This is a genomic window from Acidaminococcus sp. AM05-11, assembly GCF_003472805.1.
Taxonomy (GTDB): domain Bacteria; phylum Bacillota; class Negativicutes; order Acidaminococcales; family Acidaminococcaceae; genus Acidaminococcus; species Acidaminococcus hominis.
In genome coordinates this window covers 132,747-150,446 of the sequence record NZ_QRMX01000003.1, presented here as the reverse complement: position 1 = coordinate 150,446, position 17,700 = coordinate 132,747, and the positions used below count along the sequence as shown (strand labels likewise).

The following is a 17,700-nucleotide window of genomic DNA, read 5'->3' as shown; positions in this document are numbered from 1 at the left end:
TTAGTTCCCCGCCTGGATGGACAGCAGCACCTCCCGGGCAAAAGCCGCTGCATCTCTCAGATCCGTGGCGTCCGGATGGGTGGAGGCAGCCTTATGCCGGGCCTCGCTGGCAGGATTTCTGCCGTGGAGGCTTTCCGGCGGAAAGCGCTGGTACATGGCTTCAATGAGCTTGGGATCCACTTTTCCCTGGCAGATGAAGCAGGCTTCCGGTTTTTGGCCTGGAGGCAGCAGGGCGGCGCCGTTTTCCAGGCATTTCATTGCGTGCTCCCCTTTGGGATTGGCGCCCAGGGTGGCAAACAGGGCCACATGGGGGTTGTGCAGCTGGGCCAGGACCTTTTGGGAGGCAGCGTCCGCCGTTCCCTTATCCACCCAGTAGCCCATGAACACGCAGTCGTAGGCGTCCAAGGGCTCCTGCAATTTCTGGATATCCAGGCAGGGTGTGCCCTTGGGCAGGGCAGAGGCAATGGCCTCTGCCACCATTTTGGTATTTCCGGTCCGAGAAGAATATAAAACGATGCTTTTCATCAATAGCCTCCTTAGAATTTGAATTCCACGCCTGCTCTCCAGGTGCGCCCGTAAATGGAGAACGCATCCTCGTAGGAGAAGGTCTTGTTGAACAGGTTGTCCACCCCGGCATAAATATGGGTGTTCTTGTTCAGGTCCTTGGTCACCACAAAGTTAGTGGTACTGTAGGTATAGTTCTTGCCTTCCCCATCCAGGTAGTCCTTATACCACATATTGTACAGGGAAGCAGTCCAGGGATTGGGTTTGGCGTCGGTCCAGTTTAACTCCACCAGTCCGTTCATCCGGGCGTGGCCGGTAAGCCGGGCGTTGGTGTTGCCGTCTTTGGCGTCCAGGTAGGTAAAGTTCAGCTTGGCGTCCCAATGCTTGTCGAAACGATAGCCGTATTCCCCTTCTACGCCGTCCATCACCGCCTTGTTGATGTTCACGTAACGGTACCGGACTGCCCGGCCAAAGCGGCCCAGGAACTCGCTGTCGATCATATTGCTGATCTTGTTGTGGAAATAAGTGAGTTTGCCCGTGCTCTTGCCCTTCTCGGCTTCCAGGCCAATATCGAAGGTCCGGGATTTCTCGGCTTCCAGTTCGCTGTTGCCCCAAACCTGTACCTGCATCCGGCCCATATTCCGGTCCATATGGGAGTACAGTTCGAAAATGCTGGGAGCCCGGTAGCCAAAGCCGTAGTTGGTCTTGATGCGGGCATTTTGGCTCAGATTGTAGGTCAGGCCGGCCCGGGGCGACCATTCCCCGCCAAAGCTTTCGTGATGGTCAAAGCGGATACTGGGCACAAAGAACAGCTTATCCGACAGCTGCCATTCATCCTGCAAATAGGCGGCGTAGGATTCCACGCTGGCAGAAGAATAGGTCTTGCTCATGCCCAGGTACGTTTCCGTATAGGGATTGCTGGCCCCTGCCCCCAGGCGGGTGCCCCCAGCCTTTTGTTTCCGGTACTCCGCCCCGTAGGTCAGGGTATGCTGGGTGTTGGGCCGGTAGGTATTTTTCCCTTCTACCACAAAGGTTTCATACTTGGCGTGGTCAAAGTCCTGCCAGGAGCTGCTGGTCCGTTTCCGGGATTCCTTCCCCAGCCGGTTGTAGTAGGTTTGGATTTCGTAATCGTTCTTCTTGTCGAAGCCGTAATACTTCACATGGTAATCCGCCCGGTTGTTGTCGTACCATTCCGTCATATCGCTGGCGGAGGTGGTGCCCAGGGTCAGGGAGCGGTATTGTTCTTTCAGGAAGGAAGCCCCAAAGTCCAGGCCGCTGTGGTCGTTGAACCGGTAATTGCCCTGGAAATTGAAGTACCGTTTGGGCCCGTACATATTGGTATCACCGTTTTCGTCCTGCTTACGGATTTCCGTCAGGTTGTAGTTGAAATTCAGGTTCAGCTTGCCCACATCCCCGGTGGAATAGCCTCCGTAGACGGAACTTTCCCGGGAGCCCAGCTGGGTGCCGGCGTAACCGCCTTCCTTCTGGTTCTTCTTGGTGATGATATTGATAACCCCGCCCATAGCATCACTGCCGTACAGGCCGGAGCCGGAGCCCCGGATCACTTCGATACGCTCCACGTCCTGGAGGTTGACCCGGTTCAGTTCGTACACGTTCATGGTGCTGCCGGAGTCCTCCCCGGACATCCGCCGGCCATCCACCAGAATCAGGGTGGAAGAAGTTCCCATCCCCCGGATGGACACCATGTTGCCGGTCATGCCGGCTTCCATTACATTGAGGCCGGCCAGGGTTTTCAGCACGTCCCGGACATTATAGGCACCTGTTTCCTTGATTTCTTTTTGCGTAATGACCTGCGTAGACATAGGCACTTTTTTCTCAGCCAGTTTTGTCTTGGTAGCGGTTACCACTGTTTCGCCCAAATCATAGGCTTCCAAGTCCTCCGTTTCTGCAGCAGCGGCCTGGGCAATCCCCAGCTGCGCGCCTCCTGCTGCCACCCCCAGGCACAGGGCCAAGACAATTTGCCGGGTCATCCGTTGTTTATCCATCATCATTCTCCTTTATCAGTGCATTATAAGTCAGGCTCCCGCATTGTACTATATAGACTGCCTTTGGCGGCAGGCCCACTCCCCAGACCTGCCAGGCGAAATCCCATAATCCAAATAAAGCAATTAATGCAAATAAAACCGGAAAGTCCGGGTGGCGTAGCACCGCACCGGAATGCCTTCCTTGTAGGCCGGGCTGAAGGTATACCCATAGGCAGCATCAAGGGCTGCCTGGTCCATGAGCCCGTAGCCGGAGCTGGCAATCACGGAGGCCGTTTCCACCGAACCGTCCTTGCCCACCACCAGCTGCACCCGGACGCTGCCCTGGATGCCGTGGCTCCGCAGCTGCTCCGGATAGGCAGCCGGAACGGAGCTCAAAAGCTCCGGAGAAACGTCGGGTTGGATGGCGTCCACATCAAAGCTGGGGCCGCCGCCTCCCGTACCTTCTCCTGTGCCGCTGCCGTCCCCACTGCCGGCTTCGGTACCAGAACCTATCCCTGCTCCTGTTCCTGTACCTGTGGCGGCACTGGAACCTACAGCTGCGCCCGCAGGTTCCGGAGCCTCCAGGGGGGCAGAAGCATTTGCCGCAGGGACGGGTGTGGCTCCCGGCAGAGGAATCTCACTGCTGGGGCGTACCTGGGTTCTGCTCACAGCCTGACTGGGCTGGGCCGGTAAGGCTGCCGCCGTGCCACCGCCGCTTTTTGCTCCCGGCACTCCGCCGGAAACAATCTGTACGGTATAAATGCGGTTATCCTGCTGCCGGCTCTCCCAGCTCTGCCAGCCTGCCAGGCCCAGCAGCACAAAGACCAGCAGATGGGCTCCCAGGGAAACGGTAATACCCTTTTGGCAATTATTGAGCTGCATGGGGCGCCGCCTGTTCTGCCACCAGTCCCACCCGGGTAATGCCCGCCTGCTTGCAGGAATCCAGCAGGTGGATGATGGCCTCGTAGGGGACCTTGCCGTCCCCATAAATCACCAGGGAAAAGTTGGGGTTTTGGGCGGCCTGGGCTTTGGCCTGGGCCAAAAGAGTGTCCTGGGTAATGGGGGTGGTACCCAAATAGAGGCTGCCATCCGCCTTTACCGTCACGGCAAACTGGCTGCTTTGCTGGAGCTGCACCTGGGAGGCTGCCGGCAGCTGGACGGGAACGGTTTTCACTTCGCTCATGCTCATGGTGCTGACCACGAAGAAAACCAGCAGCAGAAAGCTCATATCAATCATGGGACTGATCATAATCCCGATTTCCTGTTTCTTGCGATTTTTCAGCTTGATCATGCCCGTCTTCTGCCCCCTTGCATCAGTTCCGGGGTTTCCCTTTCCGTCTTTTTCCGGACGGCTTCCAGGAGGGTATTGCCCATTTCTTCCAGGTTCAGGGTCAGCAGCTTCATCCGCCGCTCAAAATACCCGTGGAAGCAAACGGCCACAATGGAGATGCACAGGCCAAACACGGTGGTAATCAGCGCTTCGGCCAGCCCTGCCGTAACGGACATGGGGTTGGCCATGCGCTGGGTCAGGTTGTTGAAGGCGCCCATCATGCCGGTTACCGTACCTAAGAGCCCCAGCACCGGGGACAGGGTCACGATGATGCTCAGGTAGGGCAGATTCTTTTCGAACTTGTCCAGGGCCCGTTCTGCCCGGTAGCTGATAAAGTTTTCCAGGTACTCGTAATTGTCGTGCCGGTCCATGACAATGGTGGCCAACTTGGCAATTTCTCCCTGGGTATGGTCGGCCAAAGCCTTGGCATGGTTCCAGTCATTATTTTCAATATAGCGGCAAAAGCCCTTGGTAAACGCCCGGCCGCTGTCCGCCTTCCGAAAGAACAGGAAGCGTTCCACGCCAATGGCCACGGCAGCCAAGGAACACAGCAGCAAGGGGTACATGACCCAGCCGCCTTTGATAAAATAATCCAAACCTACCGCAAAGATGTTCATTTTTGTCTCCTTCTTTCCTTTTCTTCCAGTTTTCCGGTTTCCTTTTGCCAAAGCCGGTAATAGGCGCCTTTGCGGGCCAGCAGCTCCGCTGGGCTGCCCTTTTCCACAATTCGGCCCCGGTCCAGCACCACAATGGTGTCAGCCTGGGCCACGGTGCTCAGTCGGTGGGCAATCATCAGGGTGGTCTTGCCCCGGCTCAGCCGCTGCAATTCTCCCTGAATCTGGGCTTCCGTAATGTTGTCCAAGGCCGAGGTGGCCTCGTCCAGCACCACGATGGCGCCATTCTTCAAAAAGGCTCGGGCCAGGGCCAGCCGCTGGCGCTGACCCCCGGAAAGCTTGATGCCCCGTTCGCCAATTTCTGTAGCAAATTGTTCCGGCAGCTGCCGGATGAAGTCCAGGGCTCTGGCCGCCTCTGCAGCCCGGCAGACTTCTTCTTCACTGCATTCAAAAGTACCGTACACCAGGTTGTGCCACACCGAGTCGGAAAAAAGAAATACGTCCTGCTGCACCAGGGCAATTTGCCGGCGCAGACTGCGGCGGGAATATTGGGAAATATCCCGGCCGTCTACCAGGATGCTGCCCGACTGGGGCTCATAAAAGCGCAGCAGCAGACTGATCAGGGTACTTTTGCCGGTACCGGTGGGACCGACAAATGCCACCTTTTCCCCGGGCTGAATCACCAGGGAAATGTGCTGGAGCACGGGGTTTCCCGGGTGGTACCCAAAGGATACATCTTGAAATTCTATTTTGCCCTGCACCGGCGGCAGTTCCGGCAGCGGCTCCTGGTCCTCAGCCGCCTCGCCCATCAGGGCCCGAAAGCGCCGGAACCCGGCCATACTTTGCTGGTACGTTTCCACAAAAAGCACCAGCTTCATCACAGGTTTGATAAAGACGCCCACATAGAGGAAGAACGCCACCAGGTCACTGAGCAGCAGGGCGCCTCGCTGGATTTGCCAGCTGCCTGCCAGCAGAATGGCCAAATAGATGGAATTGGTGAAAAAGTTCACGCTGGCCCCAAAATAGGACCGGATGCCAAAAGACCGGCGGCGGGCTGCCAGATAGGCCCTGGAAGCCCGGGCAAAGGCCCGGACGCTCCAGCTCTCTGCGGTGGAGGCGCGGACCATGCGGACCCCGCTGAGGTTTTCTTCCCCAATGGCGGACAAGTGGCCGTATTCCTGCCGGACCTGACCGAAAGTAGCCTTGAGCTTCAGATTAATCCAAATGGTATGGAGAGCTTTAAGGCCCATAAGCAGGGTCACAAGGCCGCCCAGCAAAGGGTCCAGATACAGCAGGATACAGGCGGTGCCCAAAAGGCTCACCACGCTGACCAGCAGGTCCCCGGGCAGCCGGGCTGCCAGTTCTCCGGTTTCCGCCACATCCCCGGTGAGGGTAGCCAGCAGCTGGCCGGTTTTGGCATTATCAAAGAAAGCAAAGGGCAGGGTTTGCAGATGCCGGAACAGCTCCTGCCGCAGGTCATTTTCCAGCTGGGCGCTGAGGAGCCCTCCCCCATAGGAAACCCCAAACAGTACCAGAAAGTTCAGCAGATAAACCAGTCCCAACCCTATACACCAGCGCAGCACCGGCGGCCAGGCCGCCTTAGGCAGCTCCGTATGGAGGATCTGCCGGACCCCCAGGGGAAACACCAGTTCCAGGGCAGCCCCTGCGGCAGCGCCCAGCATCAGAAAAAAGGCCAGTTTCCGGTACCGGGCAAAATAGTGGAGGAAAGCGCGAAAGTCCGAGCGCTGCCAGGCTGCACTGCCCCTTGGCATCACGAAATCTCCCGGTAGGCCAGTATGGGTTTGCGCCGGCCGGGCAGCCGCACCACTTCACATTCCACGTGGTAGACCTCCCAAAGCATTTTCGAGGTAATCACCTGTTCCGGGGTTCCTTCCGCATATTTTTTCCCATTTTTGATAACGATGACCCGGTCACTGATTTCCAGGGCCTGGCCCAGATCATGGAGAACCATGACCACGCCCATGCCCTGCTCCCGGTTGAGCTTTTTCACCAGCTGCAGCACCTCGTATTGGTAGGCAACGTCCAAAAAGGTAGTGGGTTCATCCAGAAAGAGGATTTCCGGTTCCTGGGCCAGCACCGTGGCAATCCACACCCGCTGGGCCTCTCCCCCAGAGCAGGCGTAGACGGTTTTATCCCTGAGGCCCCAAACCCCAGTGGCCTGCATGGCCCGTTCCACCGCCGCCTCATCTTCCGAGGAGTTGCCCTGATGCCAGTTCTGGTAGGGCACCCGGCCATAGCTGACCAGGTCCTTGACCTTAAACCCCGGAGGCACCAGATGCTGCTGGGGCAAGACCCCCACCTGCCGGGCAAACTCCTTGGACGGAATCCGCCGCAGGTCCACCCCGTTGCAGAACACCGTACCGCTGCGGCAAGCCAAAAGCCGGGTCAAGGTTTTTAACACCGTGGACTTGCCGCTGCCGTTGGGTCCAATCAGGGTGGTAATTTCTCCCTTTTGGACCGAGATATCAAAATCCTGAAGCACCAGCCTGTTTTCGTAGCCGATGCCCAGCTTCGCACCATAAAGCCGCATCTTCATCATCCTTTCTTCCGCAGCATATATAAGAAAAAGGGACCGCCGGTCATGGCCATTACCAGGCCCACCGGGATTTCCATACTGGGAATCAGTACCCGGCCCAGGGTATCCGCGGCCAGCAGGGTACAGCTGCCCAAAAGGGCAGAAACTGGTACCAGGGCGCGGTAATCCGCTCCCACCAGCAGCCGGGCAATATGGGGCACTACCAGACCCACAAAGCCAATCATCCCGGCTACGGCCACTGTAGCCGCTGCCAAAAACGCAGCCACTGCCGAAATCCCAATCCGCCAGGCGTTTACGTTGACTCCCAGGCTGGAAGCCATCTCGTCTCCCAATTGGAGAATATTGGCGCCCTTAATGCAGCACAGGGTCAGCAGGATTCCTACGCCAGCGTAGACAGCCACCAGGAAGACCTGGTCCCAGCCCCGGCCGGAAAGGCTCCCGTTCAAAAAGCCCAGCACCCCGGACAGGTTGTCCGCATTGAGCAGCTGGAGAAAGGAAGTGTAGGACCCTAGCACAGCGTTTACCGCCACCCCGGAGAGAATGATCCGCACCGGATCCACGCCCCGTTTCCAGGCCAGCAGGTAGATGATGACGCAGGCCAGCAGGGCACCGCCAAAGGCGAACAGGGGCACCAAAAGCAGCAGCTTAGGAGCCAGCAGCAGTACGGTAGTAGCTGCCGTTACCGCCCCTGCGGAAACCCCAATAATGCCGGGATCAGCCAGGGGATTGCGCATCACCGCCTGGAGCAGGGCCCCAGAAAGGGACAGGGCGCAGCCGGTTAGAACAGCAATCAGAATCCGGGGCAGCCGCAGGTTGAGCACCACCAAGCGAATGGTGCCGTCCCCCTGCCACAGACCTTCCACAATCTCCCGGGGCGAAAACCAGGCACTGCCAAGACCCAGAGCCAAAAGGGAAAGGCCGGCCAAAACCAGGAGCAGCAGCAGGCAAAGCCCTGTAGTTTCTTTTTCCCCACCCTTCATGGGCGGGCTCCTTCCGTTTCCGCCAGTTTTTGCATCAGGGCATCCAACTGCTGGAGTTCATCCAAACCGCCCGAGATAGCAAACCACTTAGGAAGATATACCACCTTGCCCTGGCGCACCGCTGCAAAATGGTTCCAATAGGCGGCATGTTCCTGGAATTCTTTTTCCATGGCCTCCCGCTGCTGGTCTTCCCCATTCATGGCGCTGACGCAGACAAGCAGGTCCGGCTCATAGGAAAGGGCAGTTTCCTGGTTCATGGGCACCATGGCGCCGCCTGCTGCCGGAGCCACGTTGGTGTAGCCCAGCAGCTCCAGCATGGAGCCTACGGTGCCGTTCTTGTTCTGAAGGAAAAACCGAGGCGGAGCAGCCTGGAGTACCAGTACCTTTTTCCCTTGGTTTTCCTTGCGCTGCTGGTTCAGCCGTTGTTCCATAGCAGCAAAATCGTCCTTGATTTTCTGAGCAGCCGGCTTATTTTTCCCTAAGGCATCGGCCAGAATCAGGGTCAGCGCTTTCACGTCCTCATAGGGAACAGCAGGCCCCGCTGCCACATAGTAGACAGGAATCTTTTCCCGCTCCAGGAGTTTTCCGTAGGTATCCTTGGCATGGGCGCCCACCAGCACCAGGTCCGGCTTTAGGGTCAGCACCGTTTCCAGATCAATATTGGAACGCATACCCGTCTGGAGTAGTTTCGCCCGCTGTTTCAGGCTGTCCGGCCACTGGAGAATCTTGGTATCCGGAATCCCCACCTGGGGAACTCCCAGAGTTTCCAGGGCCAGGACAGGGGTATTGGCCAGAGAGATGACCCGCTCCGGCTGTTTGGGCAGTACCACGCTTTCCGTAAACCCCAGCTTCTGCATATTCTCCGGATAAGGCAGTACCACCTGATTTTCTGTTTTTACCGCTGTTTCCTGCTTTTGTTCCCCGCAGCCTGCCGCCAGCAGAAGGCAGCAAGCCAGGCCCAGCACCATCCATTTTTTCACGATAAGTTAGTCCTTTCTAATTATTTAATATAAGTATTCCTAGCTTTAGGCTGTTCATTATGTTAAATAGTTAGTATTTACTAACTAGCAGGGATAGTATACCACTGAAAAAAGTACGAGTCAATGTATGTATCACGCATTCACTCGTACTTTTTGGCAATGGGTTGCAATTTATGAAAGCCTGTTTGCAAGAAACTTCCAATTTTATTTTTCTAAAACAGGTCCTAAAAGAGAGCTCCCTGCCCCTTAGAAACGGAATTCCACCCCGGTCCGCCAGGTGCGGCCGTAAATAGAGAAATCGTCCTCATAGGAGAAGGTTTTGTTGAACAGATTGTCCACCCCGGCGTACAAATGGGTGGTCTTGTTCAGGTCCTTGGTGACCACCAGGTTGGTAGTGCTGTAGGTATAGTTTTTCCCGCTGGCGTCCAGGAAATCCTTGAACCACAGGGTATACAGGGAAGCGGTCCAGGGATTGGGCTTGGCATCGGTCCAGTTTAGCTGCACCAGGCCATTCAGCCGGGCCCGTCCGGTAAGCCGGGCATCGGTGCTGCCGTCCCGGGCGTCCAAGTAGGTAAAGTTCAGCTTGGCGTCCCAGTGCTTGTCGAAGCGGTAGGCGTACTCCCCTTCCACCCCGTCCATCACTGCCTGCTTGATATTGGCATACTGGAAATAGAGGGTACGGCCCTGCCGGCGCAGCAGCTGGGCATCAATCAGGTTGTCCACCTTGTTGTGGAAATAGGTCAGCCGGCCGGTGCTCCGGCCTTTTTCCGCTTCCAGGCCAAAGTCAAAAGTCCGGGACTTTTCCGCTTCCAACTGGCTGTTCCCATAAACCTGGACCTGGGTCTGCCCTTCGTTCCGGTTCATATGGGAATACAGCTCAAAAATGCTGGGAGCCCGGTAGCCCAAGCCATAGTTGGTTTTCAGCCGGACAGCTTTGCTCAGGCTGTAGGTCAGACCGGCCCGAGGGGACCACTCCCCACCAAAGCTGTCGTAATGGTCGTAGCGCAGACTGGGCACGAAAAACAGCTTGTTCGACAGCCGCCATTCGTCCTGGACGTAGGCTGCGTAGGAATCCAGGCTGGCGGAGGAATAGGCCTTGGAAATGCCCAAATACGTTTCCTCCTGGTTTCCGCCGGCGCCGCTGCCCAGCCGGGTGCCCCCGGCCTTCTGCCAGCGGTATTCGGCCCCGTAGGTCAGGGTATGCTGCTTGTTGGCACGATAGGTATTCTTGCCCTCCATTACGGTGGTTTCGTACTTGGCATGGTCAAAGTCCTGCCAGGCGCTGGTGCTGCGCTGCCGGGATTCTTTTCCCAGCCGGTTGTAATAGGTCTGGAACTCGTAGTCGTTTTTCCGGTCAAAGCCGTAGTATTTCACATGAGCGTCAGTCCGGTTGTTGTCGTACCACTCGCGCATATTTCCCGCCGCCGTATTGCCGTAGGTCAGGGACTGGTACTGCTCCTTCAGGAAGGAAGCCCCAAAGTCCAAGCCGCTGTGGTCATTGAACTGGTAATTGCCCTGGAAGCCAAAATCCCGTTTGGGACCGTACAGGTTGGTTCCCACCTTTTGGTCCTGCTTCCGAACTTCCGTCAGGTTGTAGTTAAAGTTCAGATTCAGCTTGCCCACGTCCCCGGTGGAATAGCCCCCGTACACGGAGTTTTCCCGGGAGCCCAGCTGGGTACCGGCGTAGCCGCCTTCTGCCTGCTCCTTTTTGGTGATGACGTTGATGACCCCGCCCATGGCATCACTGCCGTACAGCCCGGACCCGGCTCCCCGGATGATTTCAATCCGTTCCACCTGGTGCAGGTTCAGCCGGTTCAGTTCGTAGACGTTCCGGGTGCTGCCAGAATCTTCCCCGGCCAGCCGGCGGCCGTCCACCAGAATCAGGGTGGCGGAGGTACCCATGCCCCGGAGGGAGGCCTGCGCCCCCAGGGGCACGCCCCCACGTTCCGTGCTGATTTCCCTTACATTGAGGCCGGCCACCGTTTTTAACACATCGGTGACGTTATAGGCGCCCATCTGCTGGATATCCTTTTCCGTAATGGTCTGTACGGACATAGGTGCACTTTTTTTATCCAGTTTTGTTTTGGTGGCCGTAACCACCAGTTCTCCCAAATCGTAAACCGGCAGCTCCGCCGCTGCCGCTGCCTGCACCGTGCCGGCTGGCAAAGTGCCAGCCGCCCCCAGGCACAGGGCCAAAAGGATTTTCCGTGTGATGCCTTGCTTCTCCATCTGCTGCTCCTTCACTTCTTCTTGATGCGTATGGCCGCTCCAGGCTTTTTTTGTGTGCGCGCCTGCTGCGGCCAGGTTCTTCCCTATTATGCCACAGGTTGCCCCAAAAGGAAAACAGCTGGGGAAAATTCTGCCGTTCTTCCCCCTGCGGCTGCCCAGGTCAGCAAAAAACCGGGCCAATGCAGCTGCATTGACTCGGTTCCTCAGCATTTTCAGGGGCTTAGGCTCTCACCTTCACCACCACTTTTTTAACCTGCTCCGGACTGCCGGCAAACTGGCAGTTGGGGCGATGGACTTCCCAGGGATAAAAGATGGCGAACTGGCCTTCTTCCAGCTCCAGCTTCTTTTCCTGGGTCACAGAGGCGTAGAAGGACACATCGTTGGTTTCCCGCTTGTCTTCGGTCATGGGGCCGGCATTTTCCACGTCCCCGTAGCCGATAATTTCCCGGCCGGCAGCTACAATCTGGATATCGATGTACTGCTCATGCTTTTCCGGACGGCGGTCCGCCCAGGGTTCCGTAGCGTACTCGTTGACGCTGGCGTAGATGTTGTCCCCGTCCAGGGGGGTCTTGCCCACCGGCAGGGCTTTTACGTCCAGCTGGGACAGGATTTCCAGGGCCTGGGCCACCCGGCCCTGAAGCGCTTTGGCCATTCTTGCCATATCTTGGGGATTGCCTGTAATCATATTATTCCTCCTTGGGAAGCAATGGATTGATTTTGCTGAATACCCGGCGGGCATTGTCATAGAAGAATTCCTGGTAATGGGCTTCTGGAATCACTAGCTTCATCACGTCAATGTAACTGCGGATGTTGATCAGGGGCCAGTCGGTGCCATAAATCACCTTATCATAGCGGTTCACATAGTCCAGCCACATTCTCATGTACCTGAAGTAATCCCGGTGCTTTTCGTAGAATACGGCGCCGTCAAAGCGGCCTTCCAAAAGGCCCGACAGGTCCACGTACACATTGGGGTCCTTGGCCACCACTTCCATGGCATCCAGGATCCAGGGGTTGCCGCAGTGGGCAATGACGAATTTTACCCGGGGGAACTGCATGGCCACTTCATCGATGGTCAGGGGATGGGCGTACTTCAGCAGGCCATGGCCCCCAGCCGTATCTCCCGTATGGAAGACCACCGGCACATTGTACTTTTCCGCCAGTTCGTACAGGGGGAAATGGCGCTTGTCGTAGGCATAGACCAGGCTGTAACCCAGGTAAATCTTGATGCCCACGCACTGGGGCGTCTGAAGCACCCGCTCAAATTCCTTGGCGGTAGCCCGGCAGTTTTTTTCGGTCAGGGCGTTGCTGTCCACCCCGGCACAGTAGACGATTTCCTTGGGCTGGTTGTAATGCTCCAGGTCAAAGGGCCCCGCCAGGTCCGGCACCCGGGGCACCGTGCCCCCGTACAGGGAAGGTCCCAGGGGTGCATTGCCCATAACCACGGACATGACCACGTTATTTTCCTTGCAGGCCTTCAGATAATGCTCCGCCGTATTTTCATGACCGGCCTCTTTGGCCAACTGGTCAAAGCCCGGGGTACGGTAAAAGTGCATATGCCCATCGATGATTTTCATGATAATTCCCCTCTTCTCCTACTCTATTTCGTTAACAGTCTGCTGGGAATTCACCGGCAGAAGCTGACGTAAAGCAATTTTCTGGTTCTCCAGCAGCCGCAGGGTGCTTTGCAGAATGCCCTGCTCAAAGCGGACCCGGGTACTGCCGGTAGTCAGGGACAGCACGCCCCCGTTCTTCAGGTCAACGACTTCCTGGCCCAGGCTGATGGCCCATTTGTCCGTCTGGCCCAGGCGCTGGCGTTCTCCGTGAACCACAATTAGGTACTGGGCTCCTGCGGCCAGAGCTTTGCCCCGAAGGTCCTGAGCCGGTATTTCTTCCCCGGCCTCCCGGGTATGCTCGCTGGCAATGACCACGTACCGGGGCAGCAGGCTCCGGTATTCGTCCAGCAGGAACTGGCTAAGATCGGGAGAAAAACGGGTATCCGCCCCATTGTCCCTACAGAAAACGGCAAGTGCCACAATGGGTCCATTCCCCTTTAGGGAACGTTTGGGCAAAGGCTGGATAAGCCCTTCATCCAGGGCTTCTTTCCGCACCTGATGGTAATCCCGCACGGCCAGGTCCAGGTAATAGGAAATGGGGTGCTGGTAATCGGTGTAGTTCCCGGACAGCCGGTACTCCTTTTCCCGGCCAAACTGCTGGTAGCCTCCGCAGAAGGTCTGCACCAGGCCGGGCACCGGGTCTAGGCTGGTATAGATCCGCAAAAGGTCCAGCCTGCTTCCATAGGTTTTGGCAAAGGCCGGGTTTCCCACTGCCGGAGCCCCAAAGGTAATAATGGGCAGCTGGCTGGGGGAAGCCCCCTGCTGCACCAGTTCTGCCCCGTACAGCACAGCACCGGCGCCGCCCAGGCTGTGGCCGGTCAGCAGCAGCTGCTGGTCCGGGTGGGTCTTTAAATACGCCGGAATATTGTCCGGGGTGCCGTCCCCGTCCAGGTCCACTGGACAGTCCAGGGCGGCCCTGGCGTATTGGAGGAAACCCTGATGGACGGCAGGAGCGTTTTTAGCTTCCGGTTCTTTCGGTTTTCCCCCAGGAAAGAGCACCTGATCCGTTTTCAGGTTCAGCTGCCAGTCTCCCTGGGTTTGGCTGCCCCGGAAGGCCAGTACGGCCAGGGGCTTGCCCTGCACCAGGCCCCGATGCCGGGCCAGGGTGAAATGCACCTGGGCCTTGCCGTCCTGAAAGGCGTAATATTGGGTATCCCAGCCGTAGTCAGCCAGGTAGCGGTTTCCCGTACTTTTTTCAGAGCCGTTGTCGTAGGTACCGGCGCAGATGGAGGCGGCCAGCACCGTAAGGGAGGCTTCCTGGAGCTTGTCCAGGGTTTGCTGGGTCTCTAGGTTTGCCGCCCCCATAGACAAATGAGGCACGGCCAGACAGAGGAACGCCGTCCCCCAGCTGAGCCTGTGCCTCCAGCGGCTTTTTGATTGTTTCAGCAGCATATTGTCCTTTTCTGATTATTTTCTAGGATTCTTGGCATTCAGGGCAGAAATGTCCTGAGGGCTCAGCCGCAGGTACACATTGCCCTCCAGCAGACTTCCCATTTCATTGGTCTGGTACAGCAGGCAGATGCTGCCGTCCGGGTTCAGGAAAAAGTCCGTGGGAATCCGGGTTGCCGGATGGTCCGGGTACACATGCACATCCCCATCCCGGTAGAAGCCGGTTTTCAGCCGGTCGTTGATATCAGCCAGGGTAATCCGGACAAAGGAGGCCAGGGGCAGCCGGTCGCCGGTGGACATATCGTAGACAGCGCCTACGGTTCTTTGGGTGGAGACAGAGCCTTCCGTGCGCACATCGCTCAGCAGCAGGGAAAGCAGCTGGGGATCTTCGAATTTGGTTTCATACCAGGTTTTGCCAGCGGTAAATTTCCGGTCCACAAAGCCATTGCGGAAGTCGTCCATGAAAGCTTTGATGTTCTGGTTCACCATTTTGTCCGCAGCCTTGTTGTCGGTTTTTACCTGGGGCCAGGTCATATCCAAAAGACCTACCGAGGCTTGTGCACTTTCTACTTCAGCAAAAGCGGGCAGGGCCATCCCCAGACACAGGGTCATAGCAGCCGCCAGGACAGCTTTTTTCAGCATTTGCATACGCTCCTTCCAAATTTGGTTTCATTATGTAATCATACTACAAAAATCAGGATTGGTGCAAGAGAATTTATCGATACTGTAAAATGAAAAGGACCCCCGGCACTTTCCGAAGGTCCTTCTGCTTATTCTTCCAATTTTTCAACCCAGAGGGTATTTCCGTCCACTCGGAACTTCACATTCCACCGGTCAAACCGCAGACCGTAGACCCGCTCCGGGTCCTTTTGGTAATGGGGCCGGGGATCCTGGGCCAGGACGCCCCGGAGGGCTTCCTGCTGGGTCTGGGGCAGGGCTTCCAGAAGGCCCTGGGGATCTTCCACGGTAAGCTGGGCATCCGCTGCCGGAGCAAAGCCGCTGCGAGCTTCCGGCCGGGCGTCAGCGTAGGGCACGTAGGGCTTGAGATCGTAGATGGGGGTGCCATCCAGCAAATCTGCCCCCGCCACCCAGATTTCCGGACCCTGGGGACCCTCCAGCCGGATTTCCCTAATTTCCACAAGAGAAAGCCCTAACGGGTTGGGCCGAAAAGGCGACCGGGTGGCAAAGACCCCCAGCCGGGTATTGCCGCCCAGCCGGGGCGGCCGCACCGTAGGGGACCAGGTATGGTTCTTGGAAAAGCCCCAAAGCAGCCATAGGTGGGAAAAGCCTTCCAGCCCCCGGAGGGCCTCCGGCCTGCGGAACCCCTCAGCCATAATAATCTTGCCGGCAAGCTGGGGTACCAGCCCGCTTTGCCGGGGCAGGCCAAATTTTTCCTTCAGGTCCCCCTGGTACCAGGCCACCGGGTGCAGGGTCAATTCCCCTGTTTCGCTCATAGGGCGCCTCCTTAAAGATTATTGGGCTCGGTGAGCTTTTTATCCACGGTGAACCGGGTGCCGTTGATGCCCAGTTCGGCTGCCAGGCCTTTGGTGCTGACCCGGTACATCCACATGCCGGGGGCTACCTGGAAAGCGCCTTCCAGGGAATCCCCGTGCACACCGTCCCGAGCTGCGGCCGCAGCCTGTCCGCCGAAGGTCCAGCCCTTCTTCACAAAGGAATCAAAGGCTTCCGGGGTATCAAAGACAAAGATGATGTTGGACTGGAGTACACCCACCCCCAAGCCCACCTTCATCTGGCTCATTTTCATAAAGACTTCCCGTTTGCTGTGCTGGTTGATGGCCCGGCCCCGGCCGTGACCACCGCCCAACAGGCCCAGATTGTAGCTGGTATCCACAAACACGGCGTATCCATAGGAATGCTGGATGGCTTCCCGGGATTTGGGCTGCTTTTCGTAGAGCTGGAGCAGAGCCTTATACGTTTTGGTTCTCAGCTCCGCCCGTTCACTGGCCAGGTCACTGGCACTGGGCGCCGCCAAAGCGGAGGCTGCCGGCAGGCAGACCAAAAGCGCCATGATGACACAAAGGAAAATCCTGCTGAGTTTTTTCATGATGTCCTCTTTTCTTCCGGACCCGGTCCGGAGGCCTGAATCTCAGGCTTATTTCACCGGCTTCAGATAGCCGCCGTTTTGCAGTTCGTAGGTCTTGCCGCCCAGGGCTGCATTGGCTGCATCGGCTGCGTCGTAATAAACGGTGAAGCCGTTGCCCTTAATGTTGGCCAGGGTGGTGTCCGCATCCTTGAGAGAAGTAATGTAGCTGGTACCGGCCACCTGCCAGGAAGAAGAAGCGTCCAATTGGACGTCCACCCGTTTGGCCGTCTGGCTCCGGTTGATGGCGCCGGAATAGTGGCTGCCGTTTTGCAGATCCAATACCAGGGTGCTGGCATTATCCACAGAGATGTTGCCAAACAGAGCCTGCTGGTTGGCCATAAAGGTCAGGTCTGCTCCGTTGGACCCTTCCGTCCCCCACTGGCCGGCGGAAACCTTGATCAGTTCCCCGCCCAGGTATTGGAGGGTGTTCAGTTCGGAATAGATCCGGGCCTGGGTATTGGTCACGTAGAACAGGGGGCCAGTTTTCAGGCTGCGCAGGGCAGAATTTTTCACGGACAGCCGGGTGGGATTGGCCCCATCAGCCCGGACCCCGTTCTGGTACAGCAGAATGCCGTGGGTGCCGGAACCGGACACGTCCACGTATTCCAGCCGGGCAATATTGCCGCCTTCCACTACCGCAATCTGGCTGGCTGCGGCAGCGCCCTTGGCCTCAGCCAGGGTAATGTCCCCTTTGGAGTACACCAGGGGCGAGGCCTGGCCGCTGGTATTTACGGTGCTCTTGCTGACGTTCAGCACGGCCCCTGCCGGCTCGGTGGCAAGAGCAGCGGACCGGAGGCCCGTGGTGCCAATATTGATGTTGTCTGCAGTAATGCTGGCGCCTTTTACGGCATCCAGGCCCCGAGAATTTATCCCCGTGGTACGGATATTGGAATCATGAATCTTGATGACGCCTTTGGGCCCAGCCGCAAATACGGCGTTGGCGCCGTCCGCTTCCGTCCGGATGGTGCAGCCGTCCAGGGCCAGGGTGGCATCTGCAGCCAGGACCCCGGCGTTTTGGCCGTTAAACTTGCTGCCCCGGACACTGGTGGTATTCCCGGTTTTGTTTAGGGCGCCGTGGGACAGGGTAACGTCTGCGCCGTTTTTCACCAGCACAATATTTTCATCGTTTTTCAAGGCAGCGTAACTGTCCGCCAGGGTGACTTTCTCCCCGGAAACCATTTTGGCTGCCGTAAATTCTACCAGGTCCAAAGGGGCGTCGGGCATGGGAACGGAAGCATTGCCGTAAACGGTGGTTTCGTCCTCAGCGGCCTCTGTGCTGCCAGTAGTCATTGTATCGGTCTGGGCAGCGGCCGTTTCTGCGGCTGCGGGAGTGGGTTCTGCGGCCCAGGCACAGGGGCTGGAAAGCAGGGCTGCCAGGATGGCCAAGCTCAATATTTTCGTCTTTTGCATGAGTA

The 17,700-nt window shown here is 57.5% G+C and carries 17 protein-coding genes; all 17 read right to left on the bottom strand.

From position 1 onward, the window contains the following. The 17 genes from DW089_RS02980 to DW089_RS02890 all read right to left on the bottom strand — a co-directional run bounded on the left by DW089_RS02980 (position 1) and on the right by DW089_RS02890 (position 17,695). Positions 1–525, bottom strand: a complete 525-nt coding sequence (locus DW089_RS02980) for a flavodoxin family protein (protein WP_105326223.1) — start codon at positions 523–525, stop codon at positions 1–3. An 11-nt stretch (positions 526–536) separates the two neighbouring features. Further along, complete coding sequence (locus DW089_RS02970; protein WP_233547542.1) at positions 537–2,510, bottom strand: TonB-dependent siderophore receptor; 1,974 nt, start codon at positions 2,508–2,510, stop codon at positions 537–539. Between the two features lie 123 nt (positions 2,511–2,633). After that, positions 2,634–3,371: an energy transducer TonB gene (locus DW089_RS02965; protein ID WP_105326225.1), complete on the bottom strand. Its 738-nt coding sequence runs from the start codon at positions 3,369–3,371 to the stop codon at positions 2,634–2,636. Further along, on the bottom strand, positions 3,358–3,780 hold the full coding sequence (locus DW089_RS02960; protein WP_105326226.1) for a biopolymer transporter ExbD: 423 nt from the start codon (positions 3,778–3,780) through the stop codon (positions 3,358–3,360). Before DW089_RS02960 ends, DW089_RS02965 begins: the two co-directional genes overlap by 14 nt. Further along, positions 3,777–4,436, bottom strand: coding sequence for a MotA/TolQ/ExbB proton channel family protein (locus DW089_RS02955; protein ID WP_118286748.1), 660 nt, complete (start codon positions 4,434–4,436; stop codon positions 3,777–3,779). The genes DW089_RS02960 and DW089_RS02955 overlap by 4 nt, the downstream gene beginning before the upstream one ends. Further along, positions 4,433–6,205 carry an ABC transporter ATP-binding protein gene (locus DW089_RS02950; RefSeq protein ID WP_105326228.1) on the bottom strand — a complete coding sequence of 591 codons (1,773 nt, stop codon included), beginning with the start codon at positions 6,203–6,205 and terminating at the stop codon, positions 4,433–4,435. The genes DW089_RS02955 and DW089_RS02950 overlap by 4 nt, the downstream gene beginning before the upstream one ends. Then, entirely contained in the window at positions 6,205–6,984 is a 780-nt protein-coding gene (locus DW089_RS02945) for an ABC transporter ATP-binding protein (RefSeq protein WP_105326521.1), read from the bottom strand. Before DW089_RS02945 ends, DW089_RS02950 begins: the two co-directional genes overlap by 1 nt. A gap of 5 nt (positions 6,985–6,989) precedes the next feature. Then, positions 6,990–7,970: an iron ABC transporter permease gene (locus DW089_RS02940; RefSeq protein ID WP_105326229.1), complete on the bottom strand. Its 981-nt coding sequence runs from the start codon at positions 7,968–7,970 to the stop codon at positions 6,990–6,992. Next, entirely contained in the window at positions 7,967–8,950 is a 984-nt protein-coding gene (locus DW089_RS02935) for an ABC transporter substrate-binding protein (RefSeq protein WP_105326230.1), read from the bottom strand. Before DW089_RS02935 ends, DW089_RS02940 begins: the two co-directional genes overlap by 4 nt. Positions 8,951–9,196: 246 nt before the next feature. Continuing rightward, positions 9,197–11,179, bottom strand: coding sequence for a TonB-dependent siderophore receptor (locus tag DW089_RS02925; protein WP_199614491.1), 1,983 nt, complete (start codon positions 11,177–11,179; stop codon positions 9,197–9,199). Positions 11,180–11,399: 220 nt separating this feature from the next. Beyond that, positions 11,400–11,864, bottom strand: coding sequence for a YhcH/YjgK/YiaL family protein (locus DW089_RS02920; protein ID WP_105326232.1), 465 nt, complete (start codon positions 11,862–11,864; stop codon positions 11,400–11,402). A gap of 1 nt (position 11,865) precedes the next feature. Then, positions 11,866–12,753: an amidohydrolase family protein gene (locus tag DW089_RS02915; RefSeq protein WP_118286746.1), complete on the bottom strand. Its 888-nt coding sequence runs from the start codon at positions 12,751–12,753 to the stop codon at positions 11,866–11,868. Between the two features lie 18 nt (positions 12,754–12,771). Next, the gene (locus tag DW089_RS02910; RefSeq protein WP_158572311.1) at positions 12,772–14,097 is read right to left on the bottom strand and encodes a lipase family protein; all 1,326 of its coding nucleotides are present in this window, start codon (positions 14,095–14,097) and stop codon (positions 12,772–12,774) included. Positions 14,098–14,199: 102 nt separating this feature from the next. Further along, entirely contained in the window at positions 14,200–14,823 is a 624-nt protein-coding gene (locus DW089_RS02905; RefSeq protein ID WP_118286745.1) for a hypothetical protein, read from the bottom strand. 128 nt (positions 14,824–14,951) lie between these two features. Continuing rightward, entirely contained in the window at positions 14,952–15,635 is a 684-nt protein-coding gene (gene tsaA, locus DW089_RS02900) for a tRNA (N6-threonylcarbamoyladenosine(37)-N6)-methyltransferase TrmO (protein ID WP_118286744.1), read from the bottom strand. Positions 15,636–15,646: 11 nt separating this feature from the next. Continuing rightward, positions 15,647–16,246, bottom strand: coding sequence for a YSC84-related protein (locus DW089_RS02895; RefSeq protein ID WP_105326237.1), 600 nt, complete (start codon positions 16,244–16,246; stop codon positions 15,647–15,649). A gap of 48 nt (positions 16,247–16,294) precedes the next feature. Continuing rightward, the gene (locus DW089_RS02890; protein WP_105326238.1) at positions 16,295–17,695 is read right to left on the bottom strand and encodes a hypothetical protein; all 1,401 of its coding nucleotides are present in this window, start codon (positions 17,693–17,695) and stop codon (positions 16,295–16,297) included. Positions 17,696–17,700: the final 5 nt, after the last annotated feature.